Origin of the sequence: Methylorubrum suomiense, assembly GCF_022179765.1 — a bacterium.
Taxonomy (GTDB): Bacteria; Pseudomonadota; Alphaproteobacteria; order Rhizobiales; family Beijerinckiaceae; genus Methylobacterium; species Methylobacterium suomiense.
The window spans coordinates 186888-201639 of the sequence record NZ_BPRE01000002.1 but is presented as its reverse complement, the minus strand read 5'-3'; the positions used below and the strand labels follow the sequence as shown (position 1 = coordinate 201639).

Below are 14752 nucleotides of genomic sequence, written 5' to 3'. Positions count from 1 at the left end.
TGCATGGCCCTCGCATAGGAATCCCCACGATGTTCGCATTCCTCTCGGACTACGAGACGCTTCGCCTGACTTGGTGGGTGCTCCTCGGTGTGCTGTTGATTGGTTTCGCCGTCACCGATGGCTTCGACCTCGGCGTCGGTGCGCTCCTGCCCTTCGTGGCCCGCATCGATGTCGAGCGGCGGGTGGCCATCCACACCGTCTCCGCGACCTGGGAAGGCAACCAGGTCTGGCTGGTGCTCGGCGGCGGCGCGATCTTCGCCGCATGGCCGGCGCTCTACGCTCTCAGCTTCTCCGGCTTCTACCTCGCCATGTTCCTGGCGCTGTTGGCGCTGATCCTGCGGCCGGTGGCCTTCAAGTACCGCTCGAAGAACGAGAGCCCGGCCTGGCGTTCGGGCTGGGACTGGGCGCTCTTCGTCGGCGGGGCGGTGCCGGCCCTGATCTTCGGCGTCGCCGTCGGCAACGTCCTCCAGGGGGTTCCCTTCCACTTCACGGACGACCTGCGCCCGATCTACGGGGGCACGCTCCTCGACTTGCTCAACCCGCTCGCCCTTCTCTGCGGCCTCCTCTCGGTCGCGATGCTGGTCGCCCACGGGGCGGCCTGGCTCACCTTCAAGGCGGAAGGACCGGTCGCAGCGCGCGCCCGCGCCGTCGGGGTGAAGGCGGCGCTCGCCACCACGGCGCTCTTCGCGCTCGGCGGCCTGCTGGTCTGGGCCGGTGCCTTCGGCGGCTACCGGGTGGTGACCCAGCTTTCCGGCGACGGCCCCTCCAACCCGCTGGCCAAGGAGGTCGTCACGGAGGCCGGCGCGTGGCTCGCGAACTTCCGGGCACATCCGGCGCTGGCCCTCGTGCCGTTCATCGGGACAATGGCCCCGCTTCTCGCCGCGGCGGGCTTTCGCGCCGGCCGGGAAGGCCTGACGCTGCTGGCCTCGAAGCTCGGTATCGCGTGCATCATCGCCACCGTCGGCCTCGCGATGTTCCCCGTCATCCTGCCGTCGAGCACGCATCCGGGCCACGCGCTCACCGTGTTCGATGCCTCCTCCAGCCTGGCGACGCTGCGCAACATGCTCATCGCGACGGTGGTCTTCCTGCCGCTGATCCTCGCCTACACGGCATGGGTCTACCGGGTGCTCCGGGGCAAGGTCTCCGAGCGCGACATCACCGCTCCCGGCTCGCCGGCCTACTGAGGCACATCCCCGTTTTGACGGGCCTCCCCACCAACCTCGAAGGAATCGACGATGTGGTACTTTGCTTGGGTTCTCGGCCTCGGACTGGCCGCGGCCGCCGGGGTCCTGAACGCCCTCTGGTACGAGTTGCGCTCGGTCCGGGACGCACCGCACGACATCGCCGTGCCCCTCCCGACACCCTGACTTCGGGCGAAGCCTCCAACCGGAGCGGGCGCCCGAAACGGCCGGGGGCGACGTTCGGCGCTTCCAAGGGACGCCCCGCTCTCAGGCCTCGCGGACGCCAGGCTTGGCCCCGGGCTCGAAGGTGAAGACGACGCCGGCCTCCTCCAGGGCCCGGCGTACGGCGAGGACCGTATCGAGCCGGGGTCGGATAGGGGAGCCGGCATCCTCCAGCCGGTTGATGGTGGAGACCGACACGTTCGCCAACTTGGCGAGCTCCTCCTTCGACAGGCAGGCCATGGCCCGCGCCGCGCGGACCTGGGCCGGGGTCAGGTCCCCTTCCGCCGAGAGCGGGTGCGCCGTCGGTTGGGAGGACGCGTCGGGCGAAGACCCGCCGTATCGGTTCCGCCCCGGGACATTCAGGCAGACACCGACCCACTCGCGCACCGAGCCGTCCTTGTTGAGGACCGGCGCGCCGCGGGCATTGAACCAGCGGTAGATCCCGTCCGCACACAGGACGCGATAATCCGTGTTGTAGGGTGCCGAGTGCTCGACCGCCGTCGTCCAGGCCGCCTGGGTGCGTGCCCGGTCGTCGGGGTGGACGGCGTCCAGCCAGCCGAACCCTTGCATCTGCGCGTGGCTCTGGCCCGTCAGGGCCATCCACTGCGGCATCTCGCTGGGCTCGCCGTTGGCCTTGTTGACCCAGAAGACCGATGCCGTGGCGGCGACCAGGGCATTGAGCCGGTCATGGCGCTGCATGAGCGCGTTCATGGCTTCGTGCCGGGCGGTGACGTCGAACACCACGCCCAAGCCCTGGCCAGGAGACCCGTCCGAGCCGAGGATCACCTCGGCATGGTGCAGGATCCACCGCTGGGTCCGGTCCGGCCGGATGATGCGGAACTCCCGGCTGACCGGTTGGCCGGACCGGAGGACCGCGATCTGGTCCCCGTGCTCGGCCCGGTCCTCGGGATGGATCATGTCGAGGCCGAAGCCGAAGGTCAGCTCCGAGGCCGGATCGAGGCCGAGGATGCGGTAGAGGCCTGGCGAGGCGTCCAGCCGCTCGGCGCGGAGATCCGCCGACCAGAAGCTCACCTTGCCCGTGTCCTCGATGAGCTTGAGGAAATGGCGGGAGGAGTACGCGCGCGGGGCCGCACCGCCCTCGGCCGCCGCCTGCGGTCGCATCAGCGCTCGTGTCGGCATCCCGTTCCCCTCCCGAGGCGCAACCGGCCTATTTGCTGGAAGGCTTCGTGTCACGGTTTCCGTCACCAACCGATTAAATGGCACGAGCTCTGTCACCAAGGGCTACATCGACGCCGGCAATCGCCGTGGTTCCTACAATCAACTTAAGAGAACGACCGCGGCGGAACGCTAGGGTGGGCCTCCCTGAACCACAGGCTCGCCCAGGCGCGGGTCTGCGCCGGAGCGTGCCGTGAGCGCCTTTCTCCTGCTGACCGACACGCCCGCGCGGGCCGGCCGGCTCGCCCGCGATCTCACCGACCTCGGCCCCAGCCTGGTCATCGACCTGCTCGACCCCGGCCAAGCCGGGCTCCTGCCCGATCCCGCAGCCGTCCGGGCCGTCGTTGCCGACGTCACGTTCCGGGGCTCGGCCCCGGTGGCGGGCATCAGGCGCCACCTCGACCGGTTCGGTGAACGTCGTCCGCCCCTGGTGTGCCTGCTGCACGAGGACACGCCCCGTGCCCGCTCCCAGGCGCTCGCCCTCGGGGCGACGCATCTGCTACCCGCCGACAAGGCGCCCGCGCTGCTGGCGGAGGCGTTCCGTCCGGTCCCAGACATCGAAGGGGCCGACCTGGCGCCCGCCGAGGCCGTGGCCCGGGCGGACGCCGTCCTCACGCGGATACTGGCACTCGGCCGCGGAGGGACCGTCGAGCCCGAGACCGTCGCGGCGGGTGCCGCGCTGATCGAGGGCGCCCTGCGCCGCGCGGACCTTCCGGCGTGGCTCGACGTGGTCCGGCGCTTCGACGACAGCACGCATCAGCACTGCCTCCTGGTCGCCGGCCTCGCGGCGGGCTTCGGCATCCGCATCGGATTGCGCAGCAAGGATCTGCGTCGCCTGACCGAGGCGGCGCTCCTGCACGACATCGGGAAGTCGCTCGTGCCACATGCCATCCTGAGCAAGCCCGGTCGCCTGGACGAGGCCGAGGCGGCGGCGATGCGTGCGCATCCGGTCCTCGGCTACGAGATGTTGCGTGGCCAGGCATACGCCGGCGAAATGCTCGCCGTGGCGCGCTCGCACCACGAGATGCTCGACGGGTCGGGCTACCCGGACGGCCTGTGGGGAGCGGAGGTGCCGGACCTGGTTCGCCTGGTGACCGTGTGCGACATCTTTGCCGCCCTCGTCGAGCGTCGCCCCTACAAGGCCCCGATGCCGGCCGATGGGGCGTATGCCGTCCTCCAAGGCATGGGGGCCAAGCTGGACCGCGACCTCGTTCGTGCGTTCGCACCGGTCGCGAGGGCGGCGGTCCCTTGAGGCCGCATTCCCGCATGGCAGCAACTTAGAGTCCCGCAGGCGTCGGCGTCGGGCATGCCGCGCCAAGCCCTCAAGCTCGGGCCCCTGACACATGATATCGCATTCCATCCGGATGCCGGTCGACCCCGGAACGTTCTGACAGAATTTCTGTCTCATATTCAGGGCGATGCAGCCGACAACAGGAGAACGTGTCAGCGCACCATCAAGACCTCACGGCCATTCTAGCCACGTCCAATCGAAACAGGGGTGAAGGGGCCGTGAAACTCTCTCTCAAGACCACGCTTGTCGGACTCGTCCTGACGCTCTGCCTGCTCTCAGTAGGTGCAACCGGGTGGGCGCTCCGCTCCATAGGCCTCTTGAACGAGGGGGTTGCGGAACTCGCGGGGAAACAACTGCCCGCAACGGCCGTGCTCGGCGGCATTGAGAGGTCGGTGGCCACGCATCGCGTCCGGCATTACCGCTACATGAGCAGCGAAACGCAGGAGATCCGGGCCGGGTCACTCGACATGATCCGCAAGGAGGCAGACCATCTTCGCCAGATGCTCGGCGAGTACGAGGCGCTCGCCTCGACCGCGGAGGCGAAGGCTCTCCTCGACCGCTTCAAGAAGGCCTGGGCGACGAGCGAGGCGACTTGGGCCGAGGTCGTCCGGATGGACCGCGCGGTCGGTCACGACGAGGCGATGCGGTTTTTCCGCGACGAGGGACGCAAGACCTACGATGCCGCCCTGGTGGCCTTGGAGGAAGGTCTCGCGTTTGCCCGCCGGCAGGCGGACGCCGCGCGCGACGAGGCCGTCGCGGTCGGCGAGCGGGCGAGGCTGGTCACGCTCGGCAACTCGGCAGCCTTACTGGTGGTCGGCCTCGCGGCGGTCCTCTTCAGCCTTCTGCGCGTCGCCCGGCCGATCGACCGCATGACCGCCACGATGAGCCGTCTCTCGGCCGGCGACACCGCGGTCGAGGTAAGCGGCCGGGAGCGCGGCGACGAGATCGGCGCGATGGCGCGCGCCGTGCAGGTCTTCAAGGACAACCTCATCCATGCCCGCGAGCTTGAGGGCGAGGTCGCGAGGAACCGCGACGAGGCGGAAGCGCGACGCAAGGCCGGCCTCGACGAGATGGCCGCGGGCTTCGAGACCGCGGTCGGCTCCATCGCGAGCATGCTCTCGGCGGCGGCCACCGAGTTGCATGTCACCGCGCAGAGCCTGACGGGGAGCGCGACGGAGGGGGCCCAGCAATCCGCAAGCGTCGCCGCGGCGGCAGAGCAAACCTCCGCCAACGTGTCCACCGTTGCAGCCGCCGCGGAGGAGCTCGGCGCGTCGGTCACGGAAATCGCGCGCCAAGTGGAAGGCTCGGTCGCGCTGGCCGGCGCCGCGGTGGGCGAGGCCGACCAGACCTCGGGGCTCGTGAGGGAGCTGAGCCAGGGCGCGGCGCGCATAGGCGACGTCGTCGGCATGATTTCGGGCATCGCCTCGCAGACGAACCTCCTGGCCCTCAACGCCACCATCGAGGCTGCCCGGGCAGGCGAGGCCGGCAAGGGTTTCGCGGTGGTCGCAAGCGAGGTGAAGGAGCTGGCCGGACAGACAACGCGCGCGACCGAGGAGGTCGGGCGACAGATCGCGGCCATGCAGGATACGACGCGGCAGGCGGTCGACGCCATCGGGCGGATCGTGGCGCGCATCCGCGAGATCGACGCCGCGACCGGCTCGATTGCCTCCTCAGTGGAGCAGCAGGGTGCGGCGACGCGGGAGATCCTGCACAGCGTGTCGCAAGCGGCCCAGGGCTCGGGCGAGGTGACCTCGGGCATGGCGGCGGTCGCGACCGCATCCGGCGAGACGGGCGCCGCCGCGACGCAGGTGCTGAGCTCCTCGGGCGAGGTCGCGAAGCACGCCGAGCGGCTATCGGGCGAGATGAAGAGGTTCCTCGCCACCGTTCGGGCGGCCTGAGGGTTGGTCGCATAACCAACGTCGTCCCGCTTGGCGTCGCCCCGGATGCCGAGGCCGTCCGCTTGGCGCTGCTCGAACTCCGCCGTCGCCATGAGGCCGGTGAGGATCTCGGCTCCCGTGCGGAGCACATCCCACAGGTCGCGGCCGGGTTGAGGAGCCTGACCGGCGGGCTCCGCCGGCAATTGGCGGCTCTCGATCCGGCCGTGCCGTCGAGCGAGGCCGTTCGCGAGGTCGCCGAGACGGCGCTCGCGTTGGCCGAGCGAAACTTGGAGAAGGCCGACGAACTGCTCCGCGCCCTTGGGCCGCGGGGACCTTAGCGGGCCCAGTTGGGCCGAACGCCAGGTCCGGGTCGGCTCGAAGGGCGTCCGCCCCCGGCCGCGACCCGGACCCGAGGTCAGGTGGGGTGTCGGGTCCGCAAGGGTCCGGGGACCCGGGTTTCGCCGAAATGCATCGGGCCCGTTCGCGACCGGCGCGGCGTGAACGAGACCCTTGAGATGGATCAACGTCGGTATCGCGATTGGGGGCCAAGGTCGCCGCAGCGCCGGAACGCCGGCCACGGGAGGCGGTCATGCGGATCTCCAACATCATGGTCTCGGTCGACCTCGGGGCCGCGGCAGCGGACCGGGTCCAGCTGGCCGCCGGCCTCGCCGAGCGGTTCGAGGCCAAGCTCACCGGCGTCGCCGCGCGCCCGGTCCTGGCCCCCGTGCCGGTCGGCGACATGCTGGAGGTCGAGCGGGTCTGGGCCATCGAGGAGCGCCTGGCGGACGAGCAACTCGCGGAAGCCAAGGCCCTGTTCGAGCGCGAGGCCGGGGCCGCTCAGGGGACGGCATGGCGCTCGGCGCCGGCCCAACCCCTTGCCTACCTCGTCGGGCAGGCGCGCGCCGCCGACGTGGTGGTGGTCGGCCGGCAGGGGCCGGCCGACGGCGACCCGGGCCCGATGGGCGTCCCGGCCGGAGCGCTCCTGATGGAGGTCGGGCGCCCGGTGCTAGTCGCGCCGCCCGGAATCGAGCGGCTCTCGGCGAAACGGGTCGTCGTGGCCTGGAAGGACACGCGCGAGGCGCGCCGGGCCGTCCACGACGCGTTACCGTTCCTCGCCCGGGCCGACGAGGTCCACGTCGTGGTGGTCGGCCCCGATGCCGATCGGGAAGGCGCCGAGGACGTGGCCGCCTACCTTTCCGGACACTCCGTGTCCGTGACCACGCACCTGCTGCGGAGCCCGGAGATCAGCGCCGCGGACGAGATCCTCCGGTTCGCCGGACGGGAGGACGCCGACCTCGTCGTGATGGGCGCCTACGGCCACGGCCGCCTGCGTGAATGGGTCTTCGGTGGTGTCACCCGCGATGTCCTGACGACGACGCCCGTCTGCTGCCTGATGAGCCACTGATGCGCCCGGCAATCACCATCGCGGCGGGTGCCCTGGCGCTGCTGCCCGTCCTCCTCGCCGGCCCGGCGCAGGCCTGGGACCGGCAAGTGAAACTGGGCGAGACGCTCGCAAGGACTAACTGCGCCCGCTGCCATGCCGTGGGGCGCGTCGGCGCGAGCCCACTGCGCGAGGCGCCGCCCTTCCGCGAGCTTCACGCGCGCTACCCCGTGGAGGATCTCGGCGAGGCGCTCGTCGAGGGCATCCGCACCGGCCATCCCAGCATGCCCGAGTTCCGATTCGACCCGGACCAGGCCGAGGCCCTGATCGCCTACCTGAAGACCCTGGGACGCTGAGCGAGGAGACCCGATGTTCCTGCGCTGCCTCCTCGTCCCGACCGCGCCCGGCGTGGACGCCACGCGCCGGCTCGACGCCGCCCTGCGCCTGGGTCGGCGCCTGCGGGCCCACATCGCCGTCAGCTTCATGGGGCCGGGTCCGGAGCACGTACTGGCCGCGATGGCGAGCTTGGTTCCCATGGACTGCGCGACCGTCGAGGCCATCGAGCGGGGCGTGCGCGAGTCCGCGGCCGAGGGCCAGGCAGCCCTGGAAGCCTGGTGCGAGCGCGAGGGTGTGGCGTTCATGCCGGAGGGTGGCCGGCTCGACGCCACTTTCGTGACCTGGACCGAGCTCTCTGGCGAGGTCGAGCCGCTCCTCACCCTGGCGGGCCGGGTCAACGACCTCGTCATCGTCGATCGGCCCGACCCGGAGGTGCCGTTCCACGGGGCGGGCGCTCGACACGGCGCTGTTCTCGGTCGGGCGCCCGACGCTGATGGTCGGCGAGACCGTCCCCTACGACCTGCTCGACCACGTCGTGGTCGCCTGGAACGGCAGCCTGGAGGCGACGCGCCTGATCGGGCAGTCCATCACGCTGCTGCACGAGGCCGCCCGGGTCACTGTCGTACATGCCCGGACCGAGCGCTTTGAGCAGGCACGAGCCGCGGACCTGTGCGCCTACCTTCGCTGGCACGGCATCGTAGCGGAGGCCGCCACCCTGGAGGTCGGGGACGGGACCTCGGTCGGCGCCGCCATCCTAGCCGAGGCAGGGCAGCGGAACGCCTCGATGCTGGCGCTCGGCGCCTACACCCACAGCCGCGTGCGCGAGTTCCTGCTCGGCGGCGTCACCCGCCATGTCATCGAGCACGCGCACATCCCAGTGCTCATGGCCCACTAACCGACTGTGAGTGCAAGGAGGCGGAGCCGACGGACGCTATAGCCCAGGCCTGTGCCTCCACTCACCGCTGGGGGTCGTGGCAGTGCATATGCGGGGGCGCAGTGCCGCAGTCCACGCTGCAGGTCTGGTGGGGCTTGCAGAACCACCGCAGGGTTCCGCTCTTCAGGCAGGAGCCCGAGCAGTGACGATGGGGCGCGTTGGCCGGCTCGACGAAGGTTCCTCTCGCATCGGGTGAGCCCGGCCTCGATTGTGCATGGATAGCCGATGCGCTCACCATGACCGCGGCGAGGCCCAGTTGGGCGGCGCGTGCCGCGGCTGTACGCGCGACGGCGGACATCAGTGGCTCATCAGGCAGCAGATAGGGGCATATGCCAGAAGGTCGCGAGTGACGCCGCCGAAGGCCCATTCGCGGAGCCGACCGTGGCCGTAGGCACCCGCGACGAGGAGGTCGGCGGCCTGCTCGGAGGCGGCGTCCACGAGGGCCTCGGAGGCCGCGGAGCCGTAAGCGTCCTTCTGGACGGACGTGGCGTAGACGTCCTGGGCCTGCAGCAGCCCGACGATGTCCCGCGGGTCGGCCGCGCCGTCCCCGTCGTCGACGGAGATCACGACGACCTGGGACGCCCGCTTCAGGAAGGGCAGCGCGTCCCAGACCGCCCGGCGCGCCTCAAGGGTGTCCTTCCAGCCCACTGCGACACGCTTGGCGTCGAGGTGGTCGACCCCGGGCGGCACCACCAGGACCGGCCGCCCGAGACGCATGACGAGGTCTCCCGGGTCGACCGAGAACAGCATGGGCCCGGGCTCAGTCTTGCGCCCGACCACGACAAGGTCGGCAGCGGCGGCCTGCGCGACGAGGAAGGGCAGCGGGAGCTCGATGTTGGAGCGCCACTCGACGCGGCTGCGATTGCCGGCCGCCTCCTCGAAGGCGACATGCGCCTGCCTGAGGTCGTTCAGGACGGTCTCGTTCGAGGCGGTCAGCGCGTAGGCGCTCGCCGGCGTCGGTCCCACCGGCGGGACGGCGTAGGCCGGGGTTTCGGCCGCCACGCCGATCAGGCGGGCGCGGAAGTCGTCGGCGAGGTGGCCGGCCAGGCGCACGCGGTCGCGTGCCTCCGGCGAAAGGTCCATCGCCACCATGATGCTGGCAAAAGTCATGGAAGGTCTCCGGCCGACAGGCGCAGACGGGAAGGGAATACTCGATGGGCGGGGCCGGCGGCCTCAACCATTCGGCAGGGCTCAGCCCAGCGTGAGGTGGTCCTCGACGGCGCGCACGCCCGGGGCCGACCAGGCGGCGTTCTCGGCTAGCCGGCGCTCGTACCAGGCGTTCACCTTGCCCTCCAGGACGACCTTGGCGTCCTTCACCGTCACCTTGATGGCGTCGGCCTCAAGCTCGGCGTTGCGCTTAAGCGCCGCCATGATCTTCGAGCGCACGTCGGGCGCGCTCGCCTTCGGTGTCACCTCGACCGTGTTCATGATGCCCGCAACCCCTGCCAAGCGCCGGATCGCCCGGTAGGCCTCCTCCCGCTGGTACTGCCAGTCGACCTTGCCTGAGAGCGTCACCCAGCCGTTCTGGACCTTCACCTGCACGGTGCCCTTGGGCACGGTGACCGACCAATCGAGCATCTGCACGGCGCGCTGGGCGATGTCATCGTCGCGCGGCGGCGTCTCGCCACCGAAGCGAACCTTGATCTTTTCGACCACCCCGCGCACGCCGCGCACCTTCTGGGCGGCCTTCTCGGCGGCGACGCGCTCGGTGTAGCTGCCGACGTGGCCGGTGAGCGTGACGATGCCGTTCTCCACGGCGACGCCGATGTGGGCGGCGTCGATGCTGGGGTCGAAGTCGAGCTCGTCGATGACGTTATGGCGGATCAGCTTGTCGCCCATGGTCCGTCTCCTCGATGAGGCCCAGGCCGTGCTTGGCCGAAGCCGACGCTTACGCGCGGCATGCGGTCGGGCATTGATCCATCGCAAGCTCCTCCCCGGCCGCGATCCGCCCCAGCATCGGGCAAGTCCGTGGGCAGCCCGCGACGGAGCAGGAGGCGGCCACGGCCGAGACCATGTCCCGGGCATCGAACAGCCGGTCGAACAGGCGCACGTCCGCGAAGGCGTCCGGGACGCGCGCATTGCCGGAGATCAGCGCGAAGGGGACGCCCCGCCGCCGCAGGGCACAGGCGAGCGGGAAGCAAGATCCCTGGTTCAGGTCGACGCTCACGACCGCGAAGTCCGGCGGCGTCCCGTCCAGGCTATCGGCGGCCTCCCGGCAGGTGCCGTAGGGGCCGCTGACGGCGCAGCCGGCGCCGGTGAGCACGTCTTCCGGCCACATGCCGGGTAGCGCCTGCGGCTCGGCCACAAGCACGACGGGGTACCCCTCTCGGCCGATTGCTTGCATTGCACGACTCCCTATCCCGGTCGCGGTGCATGAAGGATGGACCGGGCGGGCCGGGCCACCTTGCGATGGATCAAGGGAGCGCGGCGGTGACCAGCATGGCGAGGATGGCGAGCAGCATGCAGGCCGTGGCGATCCAGCCGAGCAGCCTCAGCGGCCCGCGCACCGCGAAGGCGCCCATGATGTCGGCGCGCGCTGCCGCGAGCATCATCACAGCCATGACCGGGACCGCGATGACGCCGTTGACCACCGCGCTCCAGTAGAGCGCCCGGAGCGGGTCGGCCGCGCCCAAGCTGATGATCATGCCCACCAGTGTGGCGAGCGCCACGGTGCCGTAGAATGCCCGCGCCTCCAGGAGGCGTCGGCCGAAACCCACGGGCCAGCGCCGCGCCTCGCCGACCGCGTAGGCCGCCGAGCCCGCGAGTACCGGGACCGCCAGAAGTCCAGTCCCGACGATGCCGAGCGCGAAGACCGTCGCGGAGAACGGGCCGGCCAGCGGACGCAGCGCTTCCGCGGCCTGCGCCGAGGTCTGGATGTCGGTGATGCCGCGCGGATGGAGCACCGCCGCGGTGGTGACCATGATGGCGAGCGCCACCAAGTTCGAGAAGGCCATCCCGACAAGCGTATCGACCTCGATGCGGTGAAGCGCTGCCCCTCCCTGCTCGGGCGCGTGCAGAAGGTCGCGCCGGCGTGGGAAGGCGTGCAGGTCCTCCGCCTCCTCCGCGGCCTGCCAGAAGAATAGGTACGGGCTGATCGTGGTCCCGAAGAGCGCCACCAGCGTGGTGAGGCCGCCGCCGCTGAGGTCGAGCCTAGGCACGGCCAAGGCCAGCCCGAGATCCCACCAGGAGACGCGCGCGAAGATCACCACGCCGAGATAGGCGAACAGGCTCAGCGTCAACCACTTCAGCACGGCGACGTAGCGCGCGTACTGCAGCACCAACTGCATGAAGGCGCAGATGCCGGCGAAGAGGACGACGTAGAGCCAGCGCGGGCCCGGCAGCAACAGGTTCAGGGCATCCGCCATGGCGCCGAGGTCGGCTCCCAGGTTCAGGATGTTGGCCGCCAGGAGGAGCAGCACCACGGCCTGGAGCAGGCTGTTCGGGTAGTGCTGGCGCAGCACGCCGGCGATGCCGTGGCCGGTGGTGCGGCCGATCCGGGCCGAGACCATCTGCACCGCCGCCATCAGCGGCAAGGTGTACAGCATGGTCCAGCACAAGCCGTAGCCGAGCTGGGCCCCGGCCTGCCCGTAGGTCGCGATGCCGCTGGGGTCGTCGTCCGAGGCGCCGGTGATCAGGCCGGGGCCGAGGACCCGCAGCAGGCGCGGCTTCGAGGAGCCGACGGCGGGGCTCGGCAGTTCCGGGTCGTCGGCCTCCGCCGCGGCGAGGGGCGCGGTGCTCATGCGGCCGACTTCGACGTGCCGTCCGCGACGGCGGCCTGGATCGAGCGCGCGACCTTCAGAGCCGCGGCAAGGTCGTCGCCGTCAGTGCCGTATCGCCGGCAGAGGTCCTCCAGCCACCCGGGGCGTTCCGCCCCTTCGTCCGGAATGTCGGCGAACGGGACGTGGTACATCCCGTCGAGCGCCTCGATGCCGTAGCCGGTTACGGCCCATTGCCGGCCCTGCCAGTGCACGGGTTCGGTGAGTTCGTGGCTCATCCCCGCCTCCTCATGCCGCGTTCCGGGTGAGTTCGACGACCTCGCAGGTGTCGGCCCGCATCCGCCAGTCGACAACGCCGTCGGCCTCGCAGAGCATCGCCTTGGCCGCGTAGGCGGCGGCGACGTCCGAGCGGGCGCGGACCACCGCCTGCCGCTGCAGGACGCAATGGTCGTGGCCGGTGTCATCGGGGACGGTCTTGTGGAAGGTGACGAGGTACTCGCGCATGGTTCGCCTCCGCTTGCCGGTGGGGGCGAAACCTGGGGCCGGCCGGGGTGGCCGGCCTTGATCCAGCGCAAGGGCGCCGGCGCTCAGGTGCCGGTCGCCGGCGGGAAGAGGCGTTCGCGGCCGAGCTCCCCGTCCGCCGGGCGGCGGGCCTTCGCGGCGCGGTGGGCGCGGGACTTGCCGTGCATCGGCCAGTAGCGCTCCATGGCGAGGTAGGTGAACGAGGCGGACCAACCGATCAGGAGGAGTCCGTTGAGTGCCTCGACACCGGTGAGCAGGCGGGCATGCCCGACCGGCGCGTGGTCGCCGTAGCCGAGCGAGGAGTAGGCCACCACCGAGACGAAGAGGCAGTCCTCGAAGGTCTCGATGGGCACGCCCGAGAAGGCGCCGAGCCCGAGCCGTAGGACGAGCAGCCAGTAGGCGCCGGCGTAGATCCAGACCGCCACCGTGTGGCCGACGAAGGCGGCGAGCACCACGGCGACGATGCGCCAGCGCGGCGGCACCGGCAGGTCGGCGAGGTGCTCCGAGGTCAGGCGCAGGGTCTCGTAGAGCGTCAGGATGGTGACCATCACCAGGACGACGCTGGCGGCCAGGACGACGAGCATGGTTCCGGTCCGAAGGAGTGGCCCAAGGGACCGTGCCCGACCGCCGGGGGGCCGCCTTGACCTGCCTCAAGCCCGCTCCATCCCGGGACCGTGCCCGCCACGCCGTGATCCAGATCAACGCGGCCCCCGGTGCGATGGCGTCCGATGCCTGCGGTCGTCCGTCGGCGGGCGACAGGAGAGGAGGCGGTCATGGCGGACATCCACGTAGCCGAGGGGCTCTGGCCCACGGGCATGCTGCCCGAGGGCGTCCTGGAGCGGTGGCTCGTCCCGGACGGGGCGAGCGTGCGGGCCGGCGAGGCCGTGGCCGCCGTGCGCATCGGCGAGGCCCTGCACGACATCGCCTCGCCCGCCGAGGGCCGCCTGATGGTCCTCGCGCCGGCCAACGAGGTGGTCGACCCCGGCTGCATCATCGCCGAGGTCCATGCGTGACGGGTCGGCGCCCCGGGCACGGGCCGGGGCGCCCTGGCAACGGGCACATCGAGGAGACGGGCCATGTCCCGGGTAGACACGCAGGCCGCGCCCTCGCCGTCGGGCTGGCGGACGGACGAGATCCTGGCCGACGTCCTGCAGCACGCGGCCGGCACCGCGCTGGTGCTGGCGGCATGGGTGCTGGTGTTCGCCGACCAGGGCCGGGCGGCCTTCTCCGCGCTCGTGCCCGGCCTGGTGATCCTCGCGCTCACGGGATACAATCAGGTCCGCTTCCGCCCCGCCCTCGAACGGGCGGTCGCGCTCGCCGGGGCCTGGACGTTCCTCGCGCCCTTCCTGCTCGGGTTCGCGGCCGGCGATGCCGCCACCTGGGCGCACGTCGTGGCCGGAGGCATGACCGCAGCGGCCGCCGCGGCGCGGCTCAGGATCGCGAGCGCGTCATGACGGCCGCGTCGCACCGGTCGGCTCGCTTCCTCGCGCTGGGTGGCCTGCTCGCGACCGCCGCGGGCGCGCCGGCCGGGGGTGGTCCGGCCGAGGACCATCGCGTCCGCGGCTGGACCATCGCCGCGCAGCTCTGCAGCCAGTGCCACGTCATCGACCGCGCGGCGCAGCCCGGCGAGTTCGTCGGCCCGGCCTTCCTGCGGGTCGCCAACATGCCCTCGACCACGGGGCCGGCCCTCGCGGTTTTCCTGCAGAGCCACCACGACCGGATGCCGAGCCTGCGCCTCGACCGCGACGAGTTGGACGCGGTCATCGACTACATCCTCAGCCTGAAGGGGCCTCAGCCTCACATCCGTGAGCCTGGGACATTTACGGAGCGGCCGTGATGAACGAGATGACGGTTCAGCCCACGGACACGCTTCCGGCCCTGCAGGCATCCCTGGACGGCCTCGGGACCGGACAGGCCCTGCGCCTGACGAACGCGGATTGCGACCGCCTGTTCGGCGTCAACGACGCGCTCCTCGGCCGGGTGCGCAACTTCGCGCTGGGCCACGGCTGCATCGTGGTCTGGGACGACGAAGGACTGACCTTCTGCCGGCAGCCGCAAGCCTCCGGCTGCAAGCCCCTCGGCTAGGCCGCCGCGCTCGCGACGGAGGCATGCGGCC

General features: G+C 71.2%; 19 protein-coding genes and 1 pseudogene. 12 read left to right on the top strand and 8 right to left on the bottom strand.

What is annotated here, in order from left to right:
- Nucleotides 1-29: 29 nt before the first annotated feature.
- Entirely contained in the window at nt 30-1184 is a 1155-nt protein-coding gene (gene cydB / locus MFF26_RS04240; protein WP_238307581.1) for a cytochrome d ubiquinol oxidase subunit II, read from the top strand.
- Between the two features lie 51 nt (nt 1185-1235).
- Nucleotides 1236-1367, top strand: a complete 132-nt coding sequence (cydX, locus tag MFF26_RS04235; RefSeq protein ID WP_238307580.1) for a cytochrome bd-I oxidase subunit CydX — start codon at nt 1236-1238, stop codon at nt 1365-1367.
- Nucleotides 1368-1448: 81 nt separating this feature from the next.
- Here the strand turns inward: cydX and MFF26_RS04230 are convergent, their stop codons facing one another.
- Nucleotides 1449-2543, bottom strand: coding sequence for a PAS domain-containing protein (locus tag MFF26_RS04230; protein WP_238307579.1), 1095 nt, complete (start codon nt 2541-2543; stop codon nt 1449-1451).
- Between the two features lie 229 nt (nt 2544-2772).
- On the opposite strand from MFF26_RS04230, the gene MFF26_RS04225 reads away from it, so the two are divergent.
- The 6 genes and pseudogenes from MFF26_RS04225 (at nt 2773) to MFF26_RS26555 (ending at nt 8359) form a co-directional block, all read left to right on the top strand.
- Nucleotides 2773-3831: an HD-GYP domain-containing protein gene (locus tag MFF26_RS04225; RefSeq protein WP_238307578.1), complete on the top strand. Its 1059-nt coding sequence runs from the start codon at nt 2773-2775 to the stop codon at nt 3829-3831.
- Between the two features lie 257 nt (nt 3832-4088).
- Nucleotides 4089-5768 carry a methyl-accepting chemotaxis protein gene (locus MFF26_RS04220; protein ID WP_238307577.1) on the top strand — a complete coding sequence of 560 codons (1680 nt, stop codon included), beginning with the start codon at nt 4089-4091 and terminating at the stop codon, nt 5766-5768.
- 62 nt (nt 5769-5830) lie between these two features.
- A complete protein-coding gene (locus MFF26_RS04215; protein ID WP_238307576.1) occupies nt 5831-6085 on the top strand; it encodes a hypothetical protein in 255 nt (84 codons plus the stop codon).
- A gap of 251 nt (nt 6086-6336) precedes the next feature.
- Nucleotides 6337-7152, top strand: coding sequence for a universal stress protein (locus tag MFF26_RS04210; RefSeq protein ID WP_238307575.1), 816 nt, complete (start codon nt 6337-6339; stop codon nt 7150-7152).
- Nucleotides 7152-7484: a c-type cytochrome gene (locus tag MFF26_RS04205; protein ID WP_238307574.1), complete on the top strand. Its 333-nt coding sequence runs from the start codon at nt 7152-7154 to the stop codon at nt 7482-7484. Before MFF26_RS04210 ends, MFF26_RS04205 begins: the two co-directional genes overlap by 1 nt.
- A gap of 13 nt (nt 7485-7497) precedes the next feature.
- Nucleotides 7498-8359 (top strand): annotated as a pseudogene (locus MFF26_RS26555) (universal stress protein).
- A 336-nt stretch (nt 8360-8695) separates the two neighbouring features.
- Here the strand turns inward: MFF26_RS26555 and MFF26_RS04190 are convergent.
- The 7 genes from MFF26_RS04190 to MFF26_RS04160 form a co-directional block, all read right to left on the bottom strand.
- Entirely contained in the window at nt 8696-9508 is an 813-nt protein-coding gene (locus MFF26_RS04190) for a universal stress protein (protein ID WP_238307572.1), read from the bottom strand.
- A gap of 81 nt (nt 9509-9589) precedes the next feature.
- Nucleotides 9590-10237 carry a BON domain-containing protein gene (locus tag MFF26_RS04185; RefSeq protein ID WP_238307571.1) on the bottom strand — a complete coding sequence of 216 codons (648 nt, stop codon included), beginning with the start codon at nt 10235-10237 and terminating at the stop codon, nt 9590-9592.
- Between the two features lie 49 nt (nt 10238-10286).
- Nucleotides 10287-10742, bottom strand: coding sequence for a response regulator (locus MFF26_RS04180; protein ID WP_238307570.1), 456 nt, complete (start codon nt 10740-10742; stop codon nt 10287-10289).
- A 70-nt stretch (nt 10743-10812) separates the two neighbouring features.
- Nucleotides 10813-12138: an NRAMP family divalent metal transporter gene (locus tag MFF26_RS04175; RefSeq protein ID WP_238307568.1), complete on the bottom strand. Its 1326-nt coding sequence runs from the start codon at nt 12136-12138 to the stop codon at nt 10813-10815.
- Complete coding sequence (locus MFF26_RS04170) at nt 12135-12392, bottom strand: hypothetical protein (protein WP_238307567.1); 258 nt, start codon at nt 12390-12392, stop codon at nt 12135-12137. Before MFF26_RS04170 ends, MFF26_RS04175 begins: the two co-directional genes overlap by 4 nt.
- Before the next feature lie 10 nt (nt 12393-12402).
- The gene (locus tag MFF26_RS04165) at nt 12403-12618 is read right to left on the bottom strand and encodes a hypothetical protein (RefSeq protein ID WP_238307565.1); all 216 of its coding nucleotides are present in this window, start codon (nt 12616-12618) and stop codon (nt 12403-12405) included.
- An 83-nt stretch (nt 12619-12701) separates the two neighbouring features.
- The gene (locus tag MFF26_RS04160; RefSeq protein ID WP_238307563.1) at nt 12702-13220 is read right to left on the bottom strand and encodes an ion channel; all 519 of its coding nucleotides are present in this window, start codon (nt 13218-13220) and stop codon (nt 12702-12704) included.
- Nucleotides 13221-13409: 189 nt separating this feature from the next.
- Here MFF26_RS04160 and MFF26_RS04155 point away from each other — a divergent pair, with 189 nt between their 5' ends.
- The 4 genes from MFF26_RS04155 (at nt 13410) to MFF26_RS04140 (ending at nt 14721) form a co-directional block, all read left to right on the top strand.
- Nucleotides 13410-13649 (top strand): biotin/lipoyl-containing protein, encoded by a 240-nt coding sequence (locus MFF26_RS04155; protein WP_238307562.1) that lies wholly within the window; start codon nt 13410-13412, stop codon nt 13647-13649.
- 63 nt (nt 13650-13712) lie between these two features.
- Nucleotides 13713-14090, top strand: a complete 378-nt coding sequence (locus tag MFF26_RS04150; RefSeq protein ID WP_238307560.1) for an SPW repeat domain-containing protein — start codon at nt 13713-13715, stop codon at nt 14088-14090.
- Nucleotides 14087-14473: a c-type cytochrome gene (locus MFF26_RS04145; protein ID WP_238307558.1), complete on the top strand. Its 387-nt coding sequence runs from the start codon at nt 14087-14089 to the stop codon at nt 14471-14473. The genes MFF26_RS04150 and MFF26_RS04145 overlap by 4 nt, the downstream gene beginning before the upstream one ends.
- Nucleotides 14473-14721, top strand: a complete 249-nt coding sequence (locus MFF26_RS04140; protein WP_238307557.1) for a hypothetical protein — start codon at nt 14473-14475, stop codon at nt 14719-14721. The genes MFF26_RS04145 and MFF26_RS04140 overlap by 1 nt, the downstream gene beginning before the upstream one ends.
- The last annotated feature ends 31 nt before the right edge of the window (nt 14722-14752 follow it).